A 23,521-nucleotide genomic window follows, 5' to 3' on the forward strand; every position below is an offset into this window, starting at 1 on the left:
CCGCACGCCGGGCACCCCAGGAGCCCCGGCCATGTGTGAAATCTTCATCCGCGCCAATCCCCACTCATATGACACCCTGGCCCGCTCGCTGCGCTTGCACGGCGTGGCAACCAGCGTGCGGCTGGAGTGCCTGTTCTGGGAGGTGCTTGAAGAAATCGGCCAGCGCGACGGCCTGACAGTCAATCAGCTCATCAGCAAGCTCTACGACGAGTTGTTCGAGCGTCGCGGTGAGGTAGCGAACTTCGCCTCGTTCCTGCGCGTCTGCTGCCTGCGCTATCTGATGCTGCAACAAGATGGGCGGATTCCTGCGGATACGCGGGTGTCGATCAGCTCACTCGATGCAGCCACGGTGCTCGACGGCCTGCCGCCCAACATGGCGGATGCCCCGCCGCCGCGCCGCTCACGCGGGCCTCTGCTGGAAGCACTCATCAAGTAAGCGCTGGCATCAACGCGGCGAGAGCCGCTCCTCCGCCATCTGCAGCCCCTCGGGCGTGCCGCGCAGCACAACGATATCGCCCAGTTCCAGCACCGTATCCGGATCAGGATCAAGCGCGCGAATGCCCTGCCGCCGGATTGCCGTGACCGACGTCTTGAACGTCTCCAGCCCCATGGTGCCGAGTTTGTGCCCAATGGCAGGCGAACCCTTGGCCAGCGGCACAGAGTGCAGGCGCACGGCGTCGCGTTCGAGCATGTCTTCCTCGTCGTCCTGGCCGTGGAAATAGCCGCGCAGCAGGCTGTAGCGCGCGTCGCGCATTTCCTGCGCGCGTCGCACCACGCGGCGCAGCGGTACGCCCAGCAGCACCAGCGCGTGCGACGCCAGCATCAGGCTCCCCTCGATGATCTCGGGGACGACCTCGGTGGCGCCGGCTTGCTGCAGACGGTCCAGGTCAGCATCGTCGATGGTGCGCACGATCACGGGCAGGGTCGGCTCCAGCGCCTGCACGTGGTGCAGCACCTTCAATGCGGAGGCCGTATCGGCATATGTAATGGCAACTGCCGCCGCGCGGTGGATACCAGCGGCCACCAGCGACTCGCGCCGCGCCGCATCGCCATACACCACGTGTTCGCCGGCGGCTGCGGCATCGCGCACGCGGTCGGGGTCCAGGTCCAGCGCAACGTAACCGATGCCCTCCTGCTCCACCATGTGCGCCAGGTTCTGGCCGCTCCGCCCGTAGCCGCAGATGATGACGTGGCGCTCAGTCGCGATGCTCTGCGCGGCGATCTTCGTCATCGCCAGCGATTGCATCAGCCAGTCCGTGCGTGACAGCCGCATGGCGATCACATCGCTGTATTGAATGAGGAACGGCGCCAGCAACATCGACAGCAGCATCGCCGCCAAAATCGCCTGACTGAGCAGCGGGTCGATCAGCTTCATGCCGTCGATCTGGTTGAGCAGCACGAAGCCGAATTCACCCGCCTGGGCCAGGCCCAGCGCCGTGCGGATCGCCGCGCCGCCGCCCGAGCCGAAGGCGCGCGCCAGCAGCGCGATCAGCACGAACTTGAACAGCACCGGCCCCAGCACCAGCGCCAGCACCAGCGCCCAGTGCTCGAAGACCACGCGCGGGTCCAGCAGCATGCCAACGGTCACGAAGAAGAGACCGAGCAGCACGTCGCGGAATGGCTTGATGTCTTCTTCCACCTGCAGCTTGTATGGCGTTTCCGACACCAGCATGCCGGCCAGGAACGCGCCCAGCGCCATCGACAGGCCCATCCGCTCCGTTAGCGCCGCCATGCCCAACGTCACCAGCAGCAGGTTCAGCATGAACAACTCTTGCGAGCGCCGCGCCGCCACCAGGTGGAGCCAGCGCGACAGCAGCTTCTGCCCGAGAAACAGGATCAGCACCAGCGCGAGTGTGATTTTCAGGGCGGCAATCGACAGCGTCAGCACGAGGTCGGTCGGGTTCTTGCCCAGCGACGGCACCACGATCAGCAGCAGCACCACCGCCAGATCCTGGAACAGCAGCACGCTGATGATGTTGCGGCCGTGCTCGGTTTCCAATTGCAGACGCTCGGCCAGCATCTTCGAGACGATGGCCGTGGACGACATCGCCAGCGCGCCGCCCAGCGCCAGCGCCGCCTGCCACGACAGCGGATACCAGTGCGACAGCAGCATCGACGTCGGAATCGTCAGCAGCACGGTCAGCACCACCTGCGACGCGCCCAGCCCCAGCACCAGCCGCCGCATTGAGCGCAGCTTGGAGAGGTTGAACTCCAGCCCGATCGAAAACATCAGGAACACCACGCCAAATTCGGCCAGATAGCGCGTCTGGACTGAATCGGACTCCAGCCCCATCGCCTTTGGCCCGATCAGCACGCCGACCACCAGATAGGCCAGCATCGGCGGCAATTGCAGCATGCGGAACAGCACCACGCCGATCACGGCGGCGGCCAACAATACGAGGGTGAGTTCCAGCGGCGAATGCATGCGACGCGAAAAACCAGTCGAAAAAGGGTTGGACAGGAAGGACTGCGCCCGCGCATCAGGGCGGCGCACACGGCCAACATGCTGCAAAAAGCACACAGGCAATGCAAGACCGATGCCAGGGTATAAACGAAGAACGTGACACGCGGGGCGCCGCGGCGCAAAAAATGACGGCGTGGCGATGGGAAGAAACGTGGTTTGACGGGCGAATGCCGCGGCGCAGCAAAACGGAGCGCCCGTCCGCTCCGCCGACTCCCCGCAAACCCAGCCCCGGTGCATGCCAAACCGCGTGGCAGCCGGCCGAAGGCTGGTGTCAATCGTTGTTATACTTCGCCGCCATGATAGCGAACTTCAATCCGGATCGAGCACTTGCGCTGGCGCAGCAAACCTTCGACATCGAAGCGCAAGCCGTGCTCGGCCTCAAATCCCAAGTGTCCGCCGACTTTGCGCGCGCGGTCGAAATGGTGCTCGGCTGCACCGGCCGCGTGGTCGTGTCCGGCATGGGCAAATCCGGCCATGTCGCGCGCAAGATCGCGGCCACGCTGGCCTCGACCGGCACACCGGCCTTCTTCGTGCACCCGGCCGAAGCCAGCCACGGCGACCTCGGCATGGTCACCCGCGACGACGTCTTCATCGGTTTCTCCAATTCCGGCGAGGTATCGGAGCTGAACGCGATCCTGCCGCTCGTCAAGCGGCTGGGCGCCAAGCTGATCGCCGTGACGGGCAACCCGACGTCTTCGCTTGGCAAGCATGCCGACGTGGTGCTCAATTCGCACGTCGACGTCGAAGCCTGCCCGCTGAACCTCGCGCCCACTGCCAGCACCACCGCGCAGATCGCACTGGGCGACGCGCTGGCCGTGGCCGTGCTCGACGCGCGCGGCTTTGGTGCTGAGGACTTTGCCCGCTCGCACCCCGGCGGCTCGCTCGGCCGCAAGCTGCTCACGCACGTGCGCGACGTCATGCGCGCCGGCGAAGCCGTGCCGCGCGTGAACCAAGACACGCCGCTGTCGCAAGCGCTGATGGAAATTACCCGCAAGGGCATGGCAATGACTGCCGTGGTGGATGCCGAGGGCCGCGCCGTGGGCGTGTTCACCGACGGTGACCTGCGCCGCCTGCTCGAAACCCCGCGCGACTGGCGCACCGTGCCCATCCACGAGGTCATGCACAGCAACCCCCGCTCGATCGGCCCTGACCAGCTCGCTGTTGAAGCCGTCGAAGTGATGGAAACGCACCGTATCAACCAGCTCTTGGTGATCGACAGCGATGGCATGCTAGTCGGCGCGCTGCACATCCACGACCTGACGCGCGCCAAGGTTATCTGAACCGCACACACCACAGATGACCGCCTTGGCTGATCCCGTCCACAGCAACATCGACGCACGCTTTCCGCAGGCGATGGAGCGCGCCGCGCGCATACGCCTGATGGTGTTCGACGTGGATGGCGTACTGACCGACGGCCGCCTGCTGGTGGGCCCCGAGGGCGAGATCAGCAAGGCCTTCGACACGCTGGATGGCCACGGCATCAAGCTGCTGGCGCAGGCGGGCATCACGTCGGCCATCATCACCGGGCGGCAATCCGAAATTGTCGCCTGGCGCGCCGGGGAACTCGGTATCGAACATCTGTACCAAGGGGTGGCCGACAAGCGTGAGGCGTTTGCCCACCTGCTGGCCGCCACCGAACTGCAGGCCGCCGACGCCGGCTACATGGGCGACGACTGGCCCGACCTGCCAGTGCTGACGATGGTGGGCTTTGCCGCCTGCCCCGCCCAGGCCCACGCTGAACTCCGCAGCCGCGCTCACTACGTCGCCCAGGCAACTGGCGGACGCGGTGCCGTGCGCGAAGTGGCCGACCTGATTCTGAAAGCTCAAGGCGCCTACGACGCCCTGCTCGCACAACTGCTGCAGGCCGCGCAAACTCTCTGACTCCATGGCCAGCGAACGCTCCCAACGCCTCGTCTCCACCGTGCTGCAGATCATGCTGCGCGGGCTGCCGGTCCTGCTGATGGCAATCGTCTGCGGCGTCACGTTCCTGCTAGTACAGGTGAACACGCCGCAAACCGACGACACCGCCAACCAGGCCAAACGCCACGTCGCCGACTACACCATGGACGGCATCTCGGCCACCGCGCTGGATGAGACCGGCGCGACCAAATACCGCTTCAACGGCGTCCACATGACCCACTATGAGGACGACCGGACCTACGACGTTACGTATCCGGCGCTGCGCGTGTATGCGCCCGACCGGCCTCAGGTGACCGCCCGCGCTGATCTGGGCAAGATGAACAGCGACGGCACCATCATCGACCTGTACAACAACGCCAAGGTCATCCGCGCGCAAGGGCCCGACGCCCGCCAGGATCCGCTGATGACCGCCGATTCGACATACTTCCAGGTGCTGCTCAACGACGATATCGTGCGCACCGACAAACCGGTTGAACTGCGCCGTGGGCCGTCGATCATGAACGCCAACGGCCTCACCTTCAACAACGTGACGCGCCAAGTACAATTGCTGGGCAATGTGCGCGGCCGAATCGAAGGGCTGGGGGCACCGAAGCCGTAGACGGTAAACTGCGTTGACTCCCCGACACCTGACCAAGCCCACCGACCGCGCCCTTCTCCGACGTGATCCCCATGACTGATTCCCTCCGTGCTGCCGGCTTCGCCATCGTCGCTGCGCTGCTGCTCCCGGCCCTGCCCGCGCACGCCGAGCGCGCCGACCGCGACAAACCGCTTGTGCTCGAAGCCGACAACGCCAGCTACGACGATCTGAAGCAGGTCTACCACCTGACAGGCAACGTGGTGCTGACCAAAGGCACGATGGTGCTGCGCTCCGACCAAGCCGACCTGCGCACCGATCCGGAGGGCTACAACTACGCCGTTGCCACCTCCAAGCCCGGCAATCTGGCGTTCATTCGCCAGAAGCGTGACAACGTCGACGAGTACATCCAGGGCTGGGGCGAGCGCATCGAATACGACGGCAAGCAGGAGATTTCCAAGCTGATCACCCGCGCGCGCATGGAACGCCTGCAAGGCGCAACACAACTCGACGAGATCCGGGGCGCGGTCATCACGTACGACGGCCAGAAGGAGTTCTACACGGCCTCGGGTGGTGCGGAGAACGCCACCGCCGCCAACCCGTCGGGCCGCGTACGCGCCGTTCTGGCACCGCGCACCAGCACGCCTTCGGCACCGGCATCTGCCCCGGCTGCCAAGCCCTGATCCGTACCGCCTGTCTTTTCTGTTTCGCTTATGTCCGCCACCACCCTCGCCCCCAAAACCGCAGCGCCGCAGGCCACGACTTCCAGCACGTTGGTCGTCCGCCATCTGAAGAAGCGCTACGGCACGCGCACGGTGGTCAAAGACGTGTCGCTCGACGTGAAGAGCGGCGAGGTGGTTGGCCTGCTCGGCCCCAACGGCGCGGGCAAGACGACCTCGTTTTACATGATCGTCGGCCTGGTGGCGCTGGATGCCGGCGACATCGTGCTCGATGGCGAGCACATCAGCCGACTGCCGATCCACCAGCGCGCGCGCATGGGCCTGTCGTACCTGCCGCAAGAAGCGTCGGTGTTCCGCAAGCTCAACGTGCAGGAAAACATCCGCGCGGTGCTCGAGCTGCAGGAGCAGCACGGCAAAAAGCTCACGCAAGACGAAGTCAATCGCCGTCTCGACGGCCTGCTCGACGACCTTCAGATTGCCCACCTGCGCGACAACCCTGCGCTGTCGCTTTCGGGCGGCGAGCGTCGCCGCGTGGAAATCGCCCGCGCATTGGCCTCATCGCCGCGCTTCATCCTGCTCGACGAACCGTTTGCCGGCGTCGACCCGATCGCCGTGGGCGAAATCCAGCGCATCGTTGGCTTCCTGAAGGACCGCAACATTGGCGTGCTGATTACCGATCACAATGTGCGCGAAACGCTGGGCATCTGCGACCACGCCTACATCATCAGCGAAGGCACCGTGCTGGCCGCGGGCCGCCCCGAGCAGATCGTCGAAAACGAGGATGTGCGCAAGGTGTATCTGGGCGATAACTTCCGGATGTAAGTCACGCTGTACGCTTACGCCTTAAGGACGGGCGAAGGTGCGTGGTAAGAGCGCACGTTAAAGCAAAATCCGTTCCATCGACTGAGTGTTGGGCATAGAATAGCCCGCATGAAACAGTCGCTCCAGCTCCGCCTCTCTCAGCATCTCGCGCTCACGCCGCAGCTGCAGCAGTCCATCCGGCTGCTGCAACTATCGACCATCGAACTGCAGCAGGAAGTCGAGCAAGCCCTGACCGAGAACCCGCTGCTGGAGCGGGAAAACGAGTGGCTCGATACGTCCGCGCGCATCGGTGCGGATGGCTCTGTCAACGCGCTGCAAAGCAACAGCGCCACGCCACTGCCAACCGAATCGCCGCCGCCCTCGCCCAACGGCGACGCCTCCGATAACAGCTACGAGAACGGCCACGACAGCGGCGCCGATTTCGACAGCGATTACGGCTCCGACCGCTCCGACTGGAGCCTCGATGACTTCGCCCGCAAGCCCCAATCGGACGAAGACGATCGCGCGCCGCTGCAGTTGCGTGAGGCCGAACAGAGCCTGCGCGAATTCCTCATGGAGCAGCTCGCGCCGCTCAAGCTGTCGATGCGCGACAAGGGCCTCGTCATCTTCCTGATCGAATCGCTCGACGACGAAGGCTATCTCTCCGGCACGCTCGACGAAATCCTCGCTGACCTGCCTGCCGAACTCGAAGTCGAGCTCGATGAGCTGCAAGCCACGCTGCGCATGCTGCAGAGCTTCGATCCGCCCGGCATCGGTGCACGTTCAGCGGCCGAATGTCTGTCGTTGCAATTGCATCGACTCGACTCCCCCGCGAAAGCGCTGGCGCTCATCATCGTCAATCAGCACCTCGAACTGCTGGCTGCGCGCGATTACACGCGCCTGAAGAAGGCGCTGTCCGTCGACGAGCCGGCGCTGAAGGCGGCGCATGAACTCATCCGTTCGTTGGCGCCGTTTCCCGGTCATGCATTCGGCCGCGCCGAAGCCGACTTCGTGGTGCCTGACGTGGTCGTCCGCAAGACAAGCGCGGGCTGGATGGCGCAGCTGAACCCCGACGTAATGCCGCGTCTGCGCATCAACGATATGTATGCACAAATCTTGCGCAGCAGCCGCGGTGAATCGGGCGCCGCCAATCTGCAGCAGAAACTGCAGGAGGCGCGCTGGCTGATCAAGAACATTCAGCAGCGCTTCGATACGATCCTGCGTGTTTCACAAGCCATTGTCGAGCGTCAAAAGAGCTTCTTCACGCACGGCGAAATCGCCATGCGCCCCTTGGTTTTGCGGGAAATAGCCGATACACTGGGTCTACACGAGTCCACGATCTCCCGTGTGACAACCAACAAGTACATGGCAACCCCGATGGGGACGTTCGAGTTGAAGTACTTCTTCGGCAGCCATGTATCGACGGAAACCGGCGGGGCCGCATCATCCACCGCGATACGCGCGCTCATCAAGCAACTTGTAGGAGCCGAAGACCCGAAGAATCCTCTGTCCGATAGCAGAATTGCCGAGCTGTTAGGCGAACAAGGATTCGTGGTGGCCCGTCGGACGGTGGCCAAATACCGCGAAGCCCTCAAGATCCCTGCAGTGAATTTGCGCAAGTCTTTATAGCCGCATCGCGGGCAGTTCCGGTGCGGCTCATCTTGAGAAGGAGAACCGCTATGAACTTCAAACTCAGTGGACACCACCTGGACATCACGCCCGCACTGCGTGAGTACGTGGAAACGAAACTGGAGCGTGTGATCAGGCACTTCGATCAGGTGATTGGCGTCAGCGTGTTGCTATCGGTCGATAACCACAAGGAGAAGGATCGGCGTCAGTACGCGGAAATCAACCTGCACCTCAAAGGTAAGGACGTCTTCGTCGAATCACACCATGAAGATCTTTATGCGGCCATCGACCTACTCGTCGATAAGCTGGACAGGCAGGTGATCAAGTACAAGGACCGCGTGCAAGGGCACGATCGTGACAGCATGAAGCACCAAGCCCTCCAAGCCGTGCAGATGCAGCAATAGCAAAACCGCACCGCGAAAACCGCGCCCCGAGTTGGCGCGGTTTTTTTATGCCGTGGTGCATTCATGACGAATCCGATTGCAACCGATTTAAGTCAGGCTAAAATCTGACGAAAGTATGAATGCTGGCGTGGCGCGGCTTTTGGCGCGATGCCGGTAAAAACAGGGTCGATGCCGGGCGCACATTGCCGGCACCGGTCGATCGCAGCCCTTGGGGGATTCGCTTCTCTGCCCTGCGCGGTGCACCGCTGGTGCGCCGCACAAAGCTGCGCGGCACGTGGTCTATAATGGCCCAATTGTCCGCGCGCCATCTTGGTGCAGAAGGACGCCGCTCATTTCACGCATTGCACATGAATCGCTTGGCCAAACTGCTGCCGCCCGGGAACATTGCCCTCGACGTCAGCGTAACCAGCAAAAAGCGGGTATTTGAACAGGCCGGCCTGCTGTTCGAGAACAACCACGGAGTGACGCGCGCAGTCGTCACCGATAACCTGTTTGCGCGCGAGTCGCTTGGCTCCACGGGCCTGGGTGCCGGCGTGGCCATCCCGCACGGCCGCATCAAGGGGCTCAAGCAACCGCTGGCTGCGTTCATGCGCCTGTCCGAACCGGTGGCGTTCGAGTCACCTGACGGCAAGCCCGTCTCGCTGCTGATCTTCCTGCTGGTGCCCGAGCAAGCCACCCAGCAGCATCTTGAAATCCTGTCTGAAATCGCCCAGCTGCTGTCCGACCGTGACATGCGCGAAGGCCTCGCCACCCTGCCGTCGCCCGAGGCGATTCACCAGCTACTGACCGACTGGCGGCCCTGATCGCAGCGCAATCGGTGGCACGCGCAACCGATTGCGAACGCGCTGTGCCCCGTCGGCACCACTGTGCCCTGCTATGGAACTGACCGGCGTCATCGCCCAATCGATCTTCGACGACAACGCAGCTGATCTGAAGCTGTCGTGGGTTGCCGGCCTGGAGGGCGCTGACCGCGCATTCGACGTGGATTTCGCCAAGGAAGCGACGTCCGCGGCGGACTTGGTCGGGCACTTGAACCTCATCCACCCGAACCGCATCCAGGTGCTCGGCAAGCCCGAGATCACCTATTACCAGCGCCTGTCGGAAGAGAACCGCAAGCGCCAGATGGGCGAACTGATTCTGCTGGAGCCGCCGTTTCTGGTGGTGGCCGATGGCGTGGATCCGCCGCCCGATCTGGAACTGCGCTGCACGCGCTCGTCCACGCCGCTGTTCACCTCGCCGATTTCGTCGGCCGCCGTGATTGACCATCTGCGCTTGTACCTTTCGCGCATCTCGGCGCCACGCGTGACGATGCACGGGGTGTTTCTCGACATCCTCGGCATGGGCGTGCTGATCATGGGCGATTCTGGCCTGGGCAAGAGCGAGCTCGGCCTGGAGTTGATCTCGCGCGGCCACGGCCTGGTTGCCGACGATGCCGTCGACTTCGTGCGGCTGGGGCCGGACTTCATTGAAGGCCGCTGCCCCCCGCTGCTGCAGAACCTGCTGGAAGTGCGCGGCCTGGGCCTGCTCGACATCAAGACGATCTTCGGTGAGACGGCGGTGCGCCGGAAGATGAAAATCAAGCTGATCGTCCAGCTCGTGCGCCGTAACGACGGTGAATTCGAACGTCTGCCGCTCGATTCGCAATATCTCGATGTGCTCGGCTTGCCGATCCACATGGTGAAAATTCAGGTGGCAGCCGGTCGCAACCTGGCCGTGCTGGTCGAGGCCGCCGTGCGCAACACCATCCTGCGCTTACGTGGCATTGACACGCTTCGCGACTTCATGGACCGCCAGCGCGCCGCCATGCAGGCGGAAGCCGCTGCGCATTCGCCCCAAGGACGTCTGCTTTAACAAAGCCGCTACAAAGTTTCGCGATCAGACCGGTTTTACCCTAATTTTCGTTACGAAACGTCAACCCGACATACGGCCTCTCCGTTGTGGGAGGGAATGCGCCGAGCATGCACGCGGCGGCGTTCATCGCGAGCGTGGCGGCTTGTCCCGCCCGCTCTTCTGACGGTACCCAAGGAGAGAACACGACGATGAAACAACTGATTGCCGCTTGCGCCCTGGCGCTCCCGTTCCTGGCTGGCCAGGCTTTCGCCCAAGGCAGCGCGCCGGCGGCCCCCGCCGCTGCAGCCGCCGCCCCGGCCGCCAAGAATTCGCAGCAAGACAAAATGAAGCAATGCAACATGGACGCCGCCGGCAAGAAAGGCGACGAGCGCAAGGCGTTCATGAAAGGCTGCCTGTCGGACAAGCCGGCTGCTGCGGCCAAGCCGATGACGCAGCAGGAAAAGATGGCAGCCTGCTCCAAGGCCAACAAGGGCAAGAAGGGCGACGAGTACAAGAACGCCCAGAAAGAATGCCTCTCGAAGGGCTGAGCACCCGTTAGCCCTCCCTCAAAAAGGCGGCCGGATCGGTCGCCTTTTTTGCTGGTCGCGGCTTTGCAACGCAGGGATGCTATCCTCGCAAAATGCGGATCATTCTCATCACCGGTATGTCGGGTTCAGGGAAATCGGTCGCCCTGAACGTGCTCGAAGACGCAGGTTACTACTGCGTCGACAACCTGCCCGCGCAGTTCATCCCCGAACTGGCGCGCTATCTGGCGGACCAGGGTTATACGCATCTGGGCGTGGCCACTGATATCCGCAGTCGTGAATCGCTGCGCAAAGTGCCCGAGACGGTCACCGTCCTGCGCAAGGAACACGACGTGCGCATGCTGTTCCTGACAGCCAGCACGAACGCGCTGGTGCAGCGCTACTCCGAGACGCGCCGTCGTCATCCGCTGTCGATCCGTAACGGGCGCCCTGATGCCGCTGCCAACGTGCAAGCCGCTGCCAAGGGCCTCGACACCTCGCTCGTCGAAGCGATCGAGATGGAGCGCGAACTGCTCAGCCCGCTGGCCGATCCGGCGCATCGCATCGACACCAGCACGCTGCGCACGAACGCCCTGCGCGCTTACATCAAGGAATTCATCAGCGACGAGCCGCACGACATCACGTTGATGTTCGAATCGTTCGGCTTCAAGCATGGCGTGCCGACTGACGCCGATCTCGTCTTCGACGTGCGCTCGCTGCCCAACCCGTATTACGACACGCAACTGCGCCCGCTCACCGGCCGCGACCAGCCTGTTGTGGATTTCCTGCAAAGTCAGCCGATGGTGCTGGCAATGGCCGAGGACATCCGTGCTTACGTGGAAAAGTGGCTGCCGAGCTTCGTCGCCGATAACCGCAGCTATCTGACCGTCGCGATCGGCTGCACAGGCGGCCAGCACCGTTCGGTGTACATCGCAGAACGGCTTGCCACGTACTTCCGCGCGCATGGTAATGTGTTGGTCCGCCACCGCGAATTGGCCGTAGACGGCTGAACCGCGCGCCAGACCCACCTGGCACGCCGGTCGGCCTCATTTGGATGCGGCTTCTTGCGCGGCGCCACGCGAAGGTCTTGCCGCCGTCTGCTAAAAGCCCGTCCATGCAAGAAGACATCGCTCTCTCACCGTTCTCGCCGCTGCCGCCGCTGCCCACCGAGCTGCCGCTGTTTCCGTTGCACACGGTGCTCTTTCCCGGCGGCCTTCTGCCGCTGCGCATTTTCGAAGCCCGCTACATGGACATGGTGCGCACGTGCCTGCGTGACAAAACGCCGTTTGGCGTGTGTCTGATCGAGCGCGGCAATGAAGTCGCCACCACAGACGGAACGACCGTGCCGGTCGACGTGGGCTGCATCGCCCACATCATCGAATGCGACATGGAGCAACTGGGCCTGCTGATGATCAAGGTGCGTGGCACGCAGCGCTTTAAGGTGTTGACGTTCGAGAGCGCGCCTAACGGCCTGATGCGCGGCACGGTGGAGCCTATCGGCGCCGACGTGGAAGACTGCAAGGGCGAACTCTTCGACGATTGCGTGGGCGCCCTGCGCCGCATCATCACGACGCTGGGCTCGCGGGAAGACGGCAACGTCCCGATGGTTGAGCCATACGAGTGGACCAGCCCAAGCTGGGTGGCGAACCGGTTATGCGAGCTGCTGCCGGTGCCGCTCAAGGCCAAGCAAAAGCTGATGGAGCTGATGGATGCCGGCATGCGCATCGAGATCGTCCATCGCTACATGAAGCAGCATCACATTCTGTGATGCCGTATCGGCCAGGTTAGGCCGAGCCGGCTAGATCAGGCTCGGCTGCACCAGCGTCTCCAGCGCCAATTTCACCGGCGCAGGCAATCCCACTGAATTGAGTTGCGCCAGCGGTATCCAGCGCCAGTCGCCGTCGAGCACGGCAGGCTTGGCGATCTCCGCGCGCAACAAGTGCATGTGCAGGCGGAAGTGCGTAAAGGTGTGCGTGAGCGCGCCGGCCATCTCCACCGTCGAGACCGCGCCATATGCCTGCGCAGCCTGACGCACGGTATCGATGTCCAACGGATGCGCCTCGAGCGCATCGCCCATCTCGCCCACCAGCGGCAAAGACCACAACCCACCCCAGATACCGCGTTGCGGACGACGCTGCAGCAGCACTGCGTCGGCGTGCAGCGCGATGACGAAGGTCGCAGCACGCTCGGGGATCGCCTTGCGCGGGCGCGGCACTGGCAGCACCATCACGCGATCCGTACTGTGCGCGTCGCACAGCGACTCAAGCGGACAGGCGCGTTCACCCGTCAAACAGGCGGGCTTGCCGCGCGTGCAGACGGTAGCGCCCAGGTCCATCAACCCCTGCGTATACGCCTGAATGCCATCGGCCAGCGGCAGCACGGCTTCTGCGATGCGCCACATGGTGTCTTCGACGCGCTTGTCGCCGGGAAAGCCGTCGATGCCGAATGCACGCGCAAACACGCGCTTGACGTTGCCATCGAGGATGGCCGCGCGCACGCCGTACGAAAATGCCGCGATGGCCGCTGCTGTGGAACGGCCGATGCCAGGCAGCGTCGCCAGCACCTCGGGATCGCGCGGGAAGATGCCGCCGTGCTCGGCCACAACAATCTGCGCGCAGCGATGCAGGTTGCGTGCGCGCGTGTAATAGCCAAGCCCGGCCCACGCAGCCATCACGTCGTCCGCAGGTGCGGCAGCCAAAGCCTGTACGGTCGGGAAGCGCTCGATGAAGCGGGCGTAGTAACCGAGCACGGCGCTCACCTGCGTCTGCTGCAACATGATCTCCGACAGCCACGTGCGATACGCGTCGCCGGTGTTCTGCCACGGCAAGTGGTGACGGCCATGACGTTGCTGCCAAGCGATCACGCGTACGGCGAAATCATCGGGAAGCGTTGGCAATGCGGGAACCGGTTGACTGGAGTTGCCAATGCGGCGCGTGCGGCGAGGGGTGGCAGTCATGCGTGTGATGGGGAAGCGGCGCTTGGAAGATGCGCGCTGGCGGCGATCCTACCAGAACGAAAAAGGCGCCCGCAGGCGCCTTTTCCACGAACATGCGAACGCGTCAGGCCGCGAACGATTGCCGCTCCAGAATCGTGCCGGCCGCGAGGATGCGGTCGGTGTACTGGGCAATCGTGCCGCTGCGCTCGTCCAACGTGTTGAGCAACGCTTCGAGTTCGGTGATGCGCGCCTCGAGCGTGTCGGTGGCCTCGTGAATGCGCTCGATCGAGTCGACACGCTTGCGCAGTTGCTTCTGGTGATCGCGCACCTGCGCTTCAAGCGGCGTCATGACCGACTTCAGCCAGATCTCGATATCGCGGTTCATGTCCTGGAAGGTATCCAGCACGCGGCTGGCCACCGTGGAGAACGCGCCGTGCACGAGTTGCGGCTTCGGGCGGGTCAGGAAGCTGAACGCGCCAAAATGGTTATGGGCGAGCATCAGCGTTTCTTTGAGATCGGCGTCGTAGCGCGTACCCAGGAAGCGCAGCGGCGGCGACAGCGTGAAGCCGTGCTCGGCGTTGAACTTCTTGTACATGCCATCGACCATTTGATGCAACTGGTCGATGCGGTTGGCGGCATCACGCACCAGGCCGGTCAGATGGCCGAACAGCTTGTCCATGTCATCGCGCAGGCCGCGCGAGAATACGCGCTCCTTCATCTTCTCGCGCGCTTCACGCATGGTCGTGCGGATCTGCTTGAGCTGCACGCTCTTAATGATCTCTGCGCTGTGGCGGCCGAACACAGTACGCAGCGCCTGGAACTTGGCGATGCTCTGCTCGAACTCTTCCTTCTCGCTCTGAACCCGCATCAGCATGTGCTTGACCATCGTGTGGTTCTTGCCGCGCAGGCCGCGCAGCTCGAACAATTGCTCCACGATGTCGCGGCGGCGCATCTGCAGCAGTTGTTGCGCGCCGGTCGCCATGTCCTTCACCGCCAGTTGCACTTGCTCGGTGACGATCTCACGACGCTGCGGAATCAATTGATCCGACAGCACCGACTCCAACTCCAGTAATCGGCTCTTGGCCAGCAGTTCGTGGTCTTGGCTGACCTTGGCCACCAGCCCTTTCTGCGCCGACACCGGATACACGCGCTCGACATCGATATCCAGCACCTGCGCCGTCGTCATGATCTGGCGGCTGACTTCGTTCTCGATTTCCTGCTCGGTCTTGAGCGGATCCCACAAGCCGTCGACCTTGTTGAGCACGGCGATGCAACCCTTGCGCTGGCCGCCGCCCACGTGGGAGCGCCACAGTTCCAGATCGCTTTTGGTCACGCCGGCATCGGCGGCCAGCACGAACACGACGACATGCGCATCCGGAATCAGGCGTAGCGTCAGTTCGGGCTCGGTACCGATGGCATTCAGGCCCGGCGTATCCAGGATCACCAGACCCTGCTTGAGCATCGGGTGCGGGAAATTGATGATCGCGTGACGCCACTTCGACACTTCCACCGTACCGGCAGCGTCTACCGAGAATGCGGCGTCGGGATCGGCGTCGTTGTAGAGGCCCAACTGCTCGGCTTCTTCCTTGGGCACGCGCACGGTTTCCACCACGTGGCGGAACGCTTCGAGCATGCCCTCGGGCGAGGACGGATCGAGCGGCACCGACAGCCAGTGGCTGCCGGCATCACGAAAGTCGGCCGTCGATGCATCGTGCAGGCGCGTCTCGATCGGCAGCAGGCGGATCGACGGCGGATAGCTTTCGTCGTACATCAACTCGGTCGGACACATCGTGGTCCGGCCCGCCGACGACGGCAGGATGCGGCGGCCGAAGTCGGCAAAGAAGATGGCGTTGATCAGCTCGCTCTTGCCACGGGAGAACTCGGCAATGAAAGCGACCTTGAGCTTGTCGCTGCGCAAGACACCGCGGATGCGCTGCGCACGCATGTCGGCCTGCGCGTCGTAGAGTTCCTGGGCCTGCAGCCAGTCCTGAAATTCCCCTACCGACTGCAGTACCGAAGCACGCCACGTGCTGTACTGCTCGAACTGTGTGCTCAGTGTGTTGTTCATCGTTCTGTCTTATTTTCGTGCGCGACCCGACCGCAAAAACGCGCGCTCCCTCGACATCGCTGTTACCGCCCACTTACGGCACAGGAGGGTAGGGACAGGTCATTTCTGACCCATCCCCCCCTAAGAACCGTGCGTGCGAGTTTCCCCGCACACGGCTCAAGCCTTTACAGAGCCCCAGTTTATAAAGGGGCCGGTTTCACAACAGTGACACCTCTAGCATGAACTTGCATATGACAGGCTGGGTGTATCAACACTCGATTTCCGAGGGCGTCCGAGCCACCGTGTACACGGTACTCAATGTGGTGGTCGTGCCACCCTGTCTCCTTGGTCATCTTGCACTTGCACAGCGCGCACAAGCCTCGTTGATCGACATACAGTTTGATCCACTGCTTCCGATGCGACATGCTTTGCAGCAATCGCTCCTGACGCAAGGTTTCGCCATACATCTCCTGCGAGGGATCGAAGGGGTTGTACCCCCCTTTGACCTTCTTGTGACGCACTATGGGTGTGCTCGCGAGCGAGTACAACTCCACCCAATGCTTGTCACCATCGTCTTTAACAACTGTGGTTCCAAACACCCAACTCCGTCCTTCAACGATTGCGAAATACTTCTTCCGCACCCAGTCAGCGGACTTGTTGGAGTGCCGCCGTTTGGCCCACCGCAATAGAGCACGAAATACCACGTGATCCATGCGGCTGAACGCTTCCTTGGCTACTACGGGGCGGTGGTACTGCGCCCAGCCCCGCAACATCGGGTTCAGCAATTGAATCAAGTTCTCCTGCTTCGCCGTCTTGCTGGCATTGATGACTGCCTTCACCTTGCGGTAGAACGCTTGCGCGTTTTTCTTGCTCGGCTTGATGAGCAGTTTTCCCGAGTACTTCCGGAAATTCCACCCCAGGAAGTCGAAGCCGTGGTCGATGTTGACGATCCGCGTTTTCTCCGTGGACAGGGACAGCCCTCGTACAGCAAGGAACTGCTCCACCCACGGTTTGATCTCGCTTTCGAGCAGTTCCGGAGAAGCGCCAGTAATCACGAAATCATCCGCGTATCGCACCACATAGACCTTCAACTTCTTCGTCTGGACCACCCCCAGCTTTGCCTTTAGATGCGCAAGCAGTTGGCTCTCCAGCCCGTTCAACGCCACGTTCGCCAATGTCGGGGAAATGATGCCCCCTTGCGGCGTTCCAGCCTCGGTCGCCTGAAACTGGCCTTGAAATACCACGCCAGCCTTCAACCACTTCCGGAGGATCGTTTTGTCCATCGGGACATTGCGCTCCAACCAGTCATGGCTGATATGGTCAAAACAGCCTTTGATATCCGCCTCCAACACCCATTGGGCCGAAGCCTTCTGGGCAAGGGAAACAAATAGCTGCGACATGGCGTCCGCTGTGGAGCGATTGATCCGGAACCCATATGAGTTCGGATCGCTCGTCCCTTCGGACACCGGTTCCAGCGCCAGCAGGTATAGGGCCTGCATGGCTCGATCCCACATGGTCGGAATGCCTAGTGGGCGCTCCTTCCCGTTGGCCTTTGGGATAAAGACCCGCCGTAATGGCATGGGCCGGTATCCCCGGCGCTTCAACCGCCCGATGGCTTCCCACCGGACTTCAGGCGAGTTCCACAGCTCACGATCGACGCCTGCCGTTCGCTTGCCTTGGTTCTCCGTCACTCGTCGTACTGCCAGCGCTTTCGCGCTGAACGAGCGGGTCAAGGACCGTTGCAGGGCTTTCACCCGGCGCCAATCCCCTTCCTGTGTTGCCTTCGCAATTCGTATCTGCATCGTCCGGACGTTCCGCTCAACTCGACGCCAATTGATGGTCGTCCAGCCTTGCGGCGCGCCGGAGAGCGCAGACTGATCGTTTCCGATCAATTCTTCCATGCTGCTCTCCTGTCTTGAGAACCTTCCCCGACAGCAGAGACACCACGCCCCTTGAGGGACGTATTGCCCCTCAAGGGAAGAAATTTCAACAAATGGACTCGGTCAGCCGTCATGCGACGAAAGACCTATTGGAAGTCTGCCCGCTTTCGCGTGGGGTGATGTTTCAACCCCTATCCGGACCATTACAGTCCGGCATTCGCTTTTTCCAACCTCCCATACCCGCACAGCCAACAGCGTTCCTTGCGGTTCGCCTGCCTGATCCAACAGCACTCGGGCAGCCATACGGGCTTACCACGTTCCCTGCGCATTACACGACTGGGTTAGGGCCTGCCTTTTCACCGGTGGTCTAACAGCGACGTACTCCGACATTCCAACGGAGCAACCGACCACGCACCTTTTGGTTAATGCCTGTCATCAGCTTTGGCATCTCATTTGTAACGATGTTTACCAGCAGTTCACTTACATTACCCGTACCAGCCAGCCTAGCTCCTCGACCCCGTTGCTGCTTGGGATCTCTGCCGCGCCACCTCACGGTGAGGCGACACCCTCGCGGGGGCTACATTGTCAGGAGAGCTTCAGACGCCGCCGTTGCCAGTAGCGCCTGTCTCCGTAGGCTACTGCTAGTCGCATAGCAGGTTCACTATCGATGTGCCCTCACGAGCAAGATCGGTCGAACAATAACGCGCAGAGCTTTCGCTCGTTTCCATCTAGCGACTCCTAGCCCATGGGCCAGGAATTGCAAACATTCATCCCGCCGGTTAGCGGAGATGAAGCCGCTAACGGGGCGGAGTCCGACGGTAATCGGACTATTGCAATGCAGTTATCCAACTATCGGCCGGACTTCTGCTTTCATTAGCGTGACCCATTGAAGAGGCACGCGAACAGTCGGCTGCTTCTCACTTGCAGCTAAGTGGGTTTGAGAGGGAACCAAACCAGGAGACCAACCTCCCGACTCGAAACACCCTCACAGACCGCCCCGTAACGTGGGACTAGGCCGGACACGAGCGTGCGTGTCGCACGAAATGCACAAATTTAGGTGGAACGATACAGGGAACCGTCGGCTTTCGGGCGAACTTTCCACGAGGTTCCCCGGCCCAGGCAGCCAAGTGTTGCGGGATGCCATCGGCCGCCGGACACCCCACTTCGAAAACCTTGCGAAATGGCGGCCAGATCGCTCCAGCGCCGCATTTTCAGGCGGCTTCGGATGCCCTTGGCGGGGGCTCAGCGCTGGCAGCTCGGGCAGTAGAACGTAGAGCGCTGCCCCTGCACGATCTGGCGGATTGGTGTGCCACACGTCCGGCATGGCAGACCGGCGCGGTCGTACACAAACGCTTCGAGCTGAAAGTAACCGCTTTGTCCGTCCGAGCCGACAAAATCGCGCAGCGTGCTGCCGCCCCGCGCAATGGCATCAGCCAGCGTCGCGCGAATGGCTTCCGCCAGCGCCGCATAGCGCTGCCGGCTGATGCGGCCCGCAGCCGTGGTGGGCCGGATACCGGCGCGAAACAGGCTCTCCGAACAATAGATATTGCCCACGCCGACCACGATATCGCCCGCCAATAGCGCTGATTTAATGGCAACCCCGCGCCCACGCGTGCGGGAAAACATCCAGTCGCCGTCGAACTGCGCGTTGAACGGCTCGATGCCGAGATTGCGCAGCAGCGGATGTTCGGCCAAGCCAGCTTCGTCACCCGGGTGCCAGAGCACAGCACCAAAACGGCGTGGATCACGGTAGCGCAGTGTGATCAGCACGCCAGTTGCGTCGGCGAGTTCGATGTCGACGTGATCGTGCGGGCCAGGCGGCACGGGCGTTTCCAGCACCCGCAAAGTGCCGGTCATGCCCAGGTGAATCAGCAGCCAGCCGCCAACCGCGTCGGAGCGTTCGGATTGGTTCGCCTCGGGCATGCATTCGATGAGCAGGTATTTGCCCCGGCGCAGCAGACGCGTGACGGTCAGGCCGGCGAGCAACTCGGGCAGCCGCGGATCGACCGGCCAGCGCAGCCCATGATGGCGCACCACGGCGCGCACGATACGTCGCCCCGTAATATGCGGTAGCAAACCCAGGCGCGTGACCTCGACCTCTGGCAACTCAGGCATCGAACCTCCATCCCATGTGCTGCTCCAACCTTTTTTACGATGCGGGCGATTGTAGCGGTCAGGCTACAATGCCCCGAACCCTCACCCGGAGCTTCGAGACCATGCCCCAAGCTTTCTCCCGTTCGCCCGCGACGCAACGCCCGCGGCGATTTTCGCGCAGCCGAACGGCCCTGCTGGCCGCGCTGGTGGCGGGAGGGCTGACGAGCTTGCCGGTATGGGCGACGCAGTCCGCTGCGGCCGCCCCGCTGATCGCCCAAGCCGCACAGGGAGGCGGCACCGGTGGCCACGCCGCCATCCAGATCGAGCGTTCACGCCCGCGCACCGGTCTGCCGAGTTCGGAGCGCACCGATCTGCCGCGCGTCGCGCTCAATGAAGACATCATGTACCGCGTGCTGGCGTCGGAAGTGTCGCTGCAACGCGGGCTGGTCGAGCCGGCATACCGCACCTATCTTGGCCTCGCGCAGGACACGCGCGACCCGCGTTTCGCCCAGCGCGCCACTGAAATCGCCTTCCTGACACGCTCCCCCGCACAGGCCCTGACCGCCGCACGCCTCTGGGTGACGCTGTCGCCAACATCCATGCCGGCACGCCAGGTGCAGCAGCTCTTGCTGGTGGCAACGGGCCAGTGGTCGGAAGTCGAACCGATGCTGCAGGCGCAGTTGAACAAAGTCTCACCGGGCCAACGTGCAGACGCCCTGCTGCAATTGCAACAGCAGATGTCCAAAAGCAGCGATCCGGAAGGCGCCGTAGCTGCGCTGCAGCGCATCGCTTCGCACGACATGCAGCGCCCCGAAACGCATCTGGCCCTGGCGCGCGCGAAGGTTGCCGCCAAAGACATGCCCGGCGCGCTGACGGAACTGGATACCGCACTCAAGCTGCGCCCTGGCTATGAAGACGCCGCCATCCTCGCCGCCGAACTGCGTGCCGACGGCAACCCCGATGCCGCCATCGCAGGCCTGCGCACCTTCCTGAAGGCCGCGCCGGCTTCCATCGACGGGCACCTGGCGCTCGCCCGCATATACCTCGTGCGCAATCAGCAGGATAACGCGCGCGCCGAATTCGAAACGCTCAAGAAAATCGCCCCCAAAGACGCGCGCATCACGCTCGCGCTGGGCCTGCTGAACCTGCAGCAACGCCAGTACGACGACGCCGAGCGGTACCTGAAGGAATACGTCACGGCCACCGCCAAGTCGCCCACGCTGAGCCCCGAGCCTGGCTACCAGGGCCTCGCCCAGTTGGCCGAAGAGAAGCACGACTACGCCGCAGCGCTGGGCTGGGTCGACAAGATTACAGGCTCCGCCAACGGCGACGCAGATGGCCAGACCGCACTGGCGGCCGGTATCAAGCGCGGCCAGTTGCTCGGCAAGCTGCGTCGCATAGACGAGGCACAGCAGACCTTCGACGAACTCGTCGCCGACGCCGAAGATGTTCCTGACGGCCCACGTCGCCAAGCCCTGATGGACGGCATCCGCCAAGCCGAGATCGGCATGCTGATGGACGCCAAGGCCTATGGCCGGGCCCGCGCCCGCGTCAACGAACTGCTGAAGAGCGACCCGGACAACGTCGAATACACGTACCAACTGGCGATGCTCGAAGAGCACGACGGCCACTACGACAACATGGAAACGCTGCTGCGCAAGGTGATTGACCTGCGCCCCGGCCAAGCCATCGGCTACAACGCGCTGGGCTACTCGCTGGCCGATCGCAACGTGCGCCTGCAGGAAGCGCAGGAACTGCTGGAGAAAGCGGTGTCGCTGGCGCCGGATGATCCCTACATCGCCGACAGCCTTGGCTGGGTCAAATACCGTCGCGGCGATCTGCCCGCCGCCACCGACATCCTGCGCAAGGCATGGACTGCCGCCCCGCAAGCCGAAATTGGCGCGCACCTGGGCGAAGTGCTGTGGCAATCGGGCAAGCAGGACGACGCGCGGCAGATCTGGACCGAAGCGTCCAAGCTCGACGTCAACGACATCACCCTGCGCGACACGCTGCGTCGCTTCGGCCAGCCGGTGCCCAACGTTCCCATGAGCACAAACTGATGGCCGCACGGTTTTCGCGCGCGCTCGGCGCGCTGGTGCTGGGCGCCGGCTGCACGCTGTTTACCGGCTGTACGAGCCTGCGCCCCGCCAACGACCTCTTCGCTGGCGCGCAAGACACCGACACCACCGTCACGCGCTATCAGGGCCGCTTCTCGGCCCGCTATACGCAGGGCAACGCCGAGCAAAGCGCCGTCGGCAGCTTCCTCTGGCGCGAGCGCGGGCCGGACGTGCAACTGGAGCTGATTTCGCCGCTGGGCCAGACGCTGGCCATCGTCAGCCAGAGCAACCAGGGCGCCACGCTTGAACTACCGAACCAGCCACCGCGACGCGCCCCCGAAGTCGACACGCTGATGCAAGACGCACTTGGCTTCTCGCTGCCGGTCTCCGGGCTGCGTGACTGGCTGCGCGCCCGCCCCGCCCCCGGCACACCGGCCCGCGTGGAACGCACGGTACACAACGGGCAGTCGCGCCCCGAAACCATCGAACAGAATGGCTGGACCGTCCACTACGTCGCGTGGACTGACGACGGCGACAGCGCTGATGCCGCCAAGGCGCGCATCCGCCGGCTCGATCTTGACCGCCCGCACGGCACCAGCGGCCCGCTCTCGGTGCGGCTCGTGCTAGACCAGTAACCCCTCGCTTCGCCATGTCTTGCGCGCCCGTCGAACTGCGTGATTGCCCCGCACCCGCCAAGCTCAATCTCTTCCTGCACGTGGTCGGCCGCCGACCCGATGGCTACCACCTGCTGCAAACCGTCTTCCAGTTGATCGACTGGAGCGACACGCTGCATTTCGCGCGCCGCGCCGACGGCCGCCTCGCGCGCACCACCGACATCCCTGGCGTGCCCGCCGAGGACGACCTCGTGATCCGCGCCGCGCGCCTGCTGCAAGCGGAAACCGGCTGCACCTACGGCGTCGACATCGCTATCGAGAAACGTCTGCCGATGGGCGGCGGCATCGGCGGCGGCTCGTCTGATGCAGCCACCACGCTGCTCGCGCTCAACCGTCTTTGGGGTCTCGATCTGCCGCGCACGCAACTGATGGCGCTCGGCCTCAGGCTCGGCGCCGACGTGCCCTTCTTCGTGTTCGGCCAGAACGCCTTCGCCGAGGGTATCGGCGAAAAACTCACGCCCGTTACGCTGCCGCCGACCACGTTCGTGGTGATTCATCCACGCGTGCATGTGCCCACCCCCGCAATTTTTTCCGATGAAGGGTTGACACGCGATACGCCACTCACCATAATTACGGACTTTCCTGACCAACAAATTGTTTTCGCTTACGGTCGCAACGACCTCCAAGCGGTGGCGGAAAGGAAATACGGCGAAATCGCCCGAGCACTTGCCTGGCTGCGTCAGTTCAGCCCTCTGGCAAGAATGACCGGATCCGGCGCCTGCGTGTTTGCTCCGTTCGATAGCGTTGAGCACGCGCAAGCGGTGGCCGATCAGGTGCCTTCCGAGTGGGAAGGTCGGTGTGCGGCAAGTCTGACGCATCACCCGCTCGCACGATTTGCTGTGTAAGGTTTGCAGTTATTGCTTCTGCAATGGAGGCAGTAACCGAAAGGTTGTGTAGGGGCGTCGCCAAGCTGGTTAAGGCACCGGATTTTGATTCCGGCATGCGTAGGTTCGAATCCTTCCGCCCCTGCCATTTTCTTCCTCATGTTCCCAGCAATAGCCCGGTTGG

The 23,521-nt window shown here is 63.1% G+C and carries 21 protein-coding genes and 1 tRNA gene; 17 read left to right on the forward strand and 5 right to left on the reverse strand.

Annotated features, from left to right (window positions below):
• Nucleotides 1-31: 31 nt before the first annotated feature.
• Complete coding sequence (locus PSUB009319_RS13805; RefSeq protein WP_124382794.1) at nucleotides 32-436, forward strand: ribbon-helix-helix domain-containing protein; 405 nt, start codon at nucleotides 32-34, stop codon at nucleotides 434-436.
• Nucleotides 437-445: 9 nt separating this feature from the next.
• On the opposite strand, the gene PSUB009319_RS13810 is transcribed toward PSUB009319_RS13805, so the two are convergent.
• Nucleotides 446-2,425 carry a monovalent cation:proton antiporter family protein gene (locus PSUB009319_RS13810; protein WP_124382795.1) on the reverse strand — a complete coding sequence of 660 codons (1,980 nt, stop codon included), beginning with the start codon at nucleotides 2,423-2,425 and terminating at the stop codon, nucleotides 446-448.
• Between the two features lie 335 nt (nucleotides 2,426-2,760).
• Here PSUB009319_RS13810 and PSUB009319_RS13815 point away from each other — a divergent pair, with 335 nt between their 5' ends.
• The 12 genes from PSUB009319_RS13815 (at nucleotide 2,761) to PSUB009319_RS13870 (ending at nucleotide 12,594) form a co-directional block, all read left to right on the forward strand.
• Nucleotides 2,761-3,744, forward strand: a complete 984-nt coding sequence (locus PSUB009319_RS13815) for an SIS domain-containing protein (RefSeq protein ID WP_124382796.1) — start codon at nucleotides 2,761-2,763, stop codon at nucleotides 3,742-3,744.
• A 16-nt stretch (nucleotides 3,745-3,760) separates the two neighbouring features.
• Complete coding sequence (locus PSUB009319_RS13820; protein WP_124382797.1) at nucleotides 3,761-4,345, forward strand: HAD family hydrolase; 585 nt, start codon at nucleotides 3,761-3,763, stop codon at nucleotides 4,343-4,345.
• A 4-nt stretch (nucleotides 4,346-4,349) separates the two neighbouring features.
• The gene (gene lptC / locus PSUB009319_RS13825) at nucleotides 4,350-4,982 is read left to right on the forward strand and encodes an LPS export ABC transporter periplasmic protein LptC (protein ID WP_124382798.1); all 633 of its coding nucleotides are present in this window, start codon (nucleotides 4,350-4,352) and stop codon (nucleotides 4,980-4,982) included.
• Between the two features lie 71 nt (nucleotides 4,983-5,053).
• The gene (gene lptA, locus PSUB009319_RS13830; RefSeq protein ID WP_124382799.1) at nucleotides 5,054-5,641 is read left to right on the forward strand and encodes a lipopolysaccharide transport periplasmic protein LptA; all 588 of its coding nucleotides are present in this window, start codon (nucleotides 5,054-5,056) and stop codon (nucleotides 5,639-5,641) included.
• Between the two features lie 30 nt (nucleotides 5,642-5,671).
• Nucleotides 5,672-6,460 carry an LPS export ABC transporter ATP-binding protein gene (lptB, locus tag PSUB009319_RS13835; protein ID WP_124382800.1) on the forward strand — a complete coding sequence of 263 codons (789 nt, stop codon included), beginning with the start codon at nucleotides 5,672-5,674 and terminating at the stop codon, nucleotides 6,458-6,460.
• A gap of 108 nt (nucleotides 6,461-6,568) precedes the next feature.
• Nucleotides 6,569-8,068 carry an RNA polymerase factor sigma-54 gene (locus PSUB009319_RS13840; protein ID WP_124382801.1) on the forward strand — a complete coding sequence of 500 codons (1,500 nt, stop codon included), beginning with the start codon at nucleotides 6,569-6,571 and terminating at the stop codon, nucleotides 8,066-8,068.
• A 50-nt stretch (nucleotides 8,069-8,118) separates the two neighbouring features.
• On the forward strand, nucleotides 8,119-8,472 hold the full coding sequence (hpf, locus tag PSUB009319_RS13845; protein ID WP_024976714.1) for a ribosome hibernation-promoting factor, HPF/YfiA family: 354 nt from the start codon (nucleotides 8,119-8,121) through the stop codon (nucleotides 8,470-8,472).
• 347 nt (nucleotides 8,473-8,819) lie between these two features.
• Nucleotides 8,820-9,275, forward strand: a complete 456-nt coding sequence (gene ptsN / locus PSUB009319_RS13850) for a PTS IIA-like nitrogen regulatory protein PtsN (protein WP_124382834.1) — start codon at nucleotides 8,820-8,822, stop codon at nucleotides 9,273-9,275.
• Nucleotides 9,276-9,348: 73 nt separating this feature from the next.
• The gene (hprK, locus tag PSUB009319_RS13855) at nucleotides 9,349-10,323 is read left to right on the forward strand and encodes an HPr(Ser) kinase/phosphatase (RefSeq protein WP_124382802.1); all 975 of its coding nucleotides are present in this window, start codon (nucleotides 9,349-9,351) and stop codon (nucleotides 10,321-10,323) included.
• Nucleotides 10,324-10,511: 188 nt separating this feature from the next.
• On the forward strand, nucleotides 10,512-10,850 hold the full coding sequence (locus tag PSUB009319_RS13860; RefSeq protein WP_124382835.1) for a PsiF family protein: 339 nt from the start codon (nucleotides 10,512-10,514) through the stop codon (nucleotides 10,848-10,850).
• A gap of 92 nt (nucleotides 10,851-10,942) precedes the next feature.
• Nucleotides 10,943-11,836 carry an RNase adapter RapZ gene (gene rapZ / locus PSUB009319_RS13865; protein ID WP_124382803.1) on the forward strand — a complete coding sequence of 298 codons (894 nt, stop codon included), beginning with the start codon at nucleotides 10,943-10,945 and terminating at the stop codon, nucleotides 11,834-11,836.
• A gap of 104 nt (nucleotides 11,837-11,940) precedes the next feature.
• Nucleotides 11,941-12,594, forward strand: coding sequence for an LON peptidase substrate-binding domain-containing protein (locus tag PSUB009319_RS13870; RefSeq protein ID WP_124382804.1), 654 nt, complete (start codon nucleotides 11,941-11,943; stop codon nucleotides 12,592-12,594).
• A 30-nt stretch (nucleotides 12,595-12,624) separates the two neighbouring features.
• Here the strand turns inward: PSUB009319_RS13870 and mutY are convergent, their stop codons facing one another.
• From mutY to mutM, 4 genes are all read right to left on the reverse strand, one after another.
• Nucleotides 12,625-13,782, reverse strand: a complete 1,158-nt coding sequence (mutY, locus tag PSUB009319_RS13875; RefSeq protein ID WP_124382805.1) for an A/G-specific adenine glycosylase — start codon at nucleotides 13,780-13,782, stop codon at nucleotides 12,625-12,627.
• Nucleotides 13,783-13,885: 103 nt separating this feature from the next.
• On the reverse strand, nucleotides 13,886-15,829 hold the full coding sequence (locus PSUB009319_RS13880) for a dynamin-like GTPase family protein (RefSeq protein WP_124382806.1): 1,944 nt from the start codon (nucleotides 15,827-15,829) through the stop codon (nucleotides 13,886-13,888).
• A gap of 179 nt (nucleotides 15,830-16,008) precedes the next feature.
• Complete coding sequence (ltrA, locus tag PSUB009319_RS13885; protein ID WP_124382807.1) at nucleotides 16,009-17,709, reverse strand: group II intron reverse transcriptase/maturase; 1,701 nt, start codon at nucleotides 17,707-17,709, stop codon at nucleotides 16,009-16,011.
• A 1,221-nt stretch (nucleotides 17,710-18,930) separates the two neighbouring features.
• A complete protein-coding gene (gene mutM / locus PSUB009319_RS13895; RefSeq protein ID WP_124382809.1) occupies nucleotides 18,931-19,803 on the reverse strand; it encodes a bifunctional DNA-formamidopyrimidine glycosylase/DNA-(apurinic or apyrimidinic site) lyase in 873 nt (290 codons plus the stop codon).
• 101 nt (nucleotides 19,804-19,904) lie between these two features.
• On the opposite strand from mutM, the gene PSUB009319_RS13900 reads away from it, so the two are divergent.
• From PSUB009319_RS13900 to PSUB009319_RS13915, 4 genes are all read left to right on the forward strand, one after another.
• The gene (locus tag PSUB009319_RS13900; RefSeq protein WP_124382810.1) at nucleotides 19,905-21,842 is read left to right on the forward strand and encodes a tetratricopeptide repeat protein; all 1,938 of its coding nucleotides are present in this window, start codon (nucleotides 19,905-19,907) and stop codon (nucleotides 21,840-21,842) included.
• The gene (gene lolB / locus PSUB009319_RS13905) at nucleotides 21,842-22,474 is read left to right on the forward strand and encodes a lipoprotein insertase outer membrane protein LolB (protein ID WP_124382811.1); all 633 of its coding nucleotides are present in this window, start codon (nucleotides 21,842-21,844) and stop codon (nucleotides 22,472-22,474) included. The genes PSUB009319_RS13900 and lolB overlap by 1 nt, the downstream gene beginning before the upstream one ends.
• Before the next feature lie 14 nt (nucleotides 22,475-22,488).
• On the forward strand, nucleotides 22,489-23,358 hold the full coding sequence (ispE, locus tag PSUB009319_RS13910; protein ID WP_124382812.1) for a 4-(cytidine 5'-diphospho)-2-C-methyl-D-erythritol kinase: 870 nt from the start codon (nucleotides 22,489-22,491) through the stop codon (nucleotides 23,356-23,358).
• A gap of 50 nt (nucleotides 23,359-23,408) precedes the next feature.
• Nucleotides 23,409-23,485, forward strand: a tRNA-Gln gene (locus tag PSUB009319_RS13915).
• Nucleotides 23,486-23,521 lie beyond the last annotated feature (36 nt).

This window comes from Ralstonia sp. SET104 (genome assembly GCF_003851545.1).
Classification (GTDB): Bacteria; Pseudomonadota; Gammaproteobacteria; order Burkholderiales; family Burkholderiaceae; genus Ralstonia.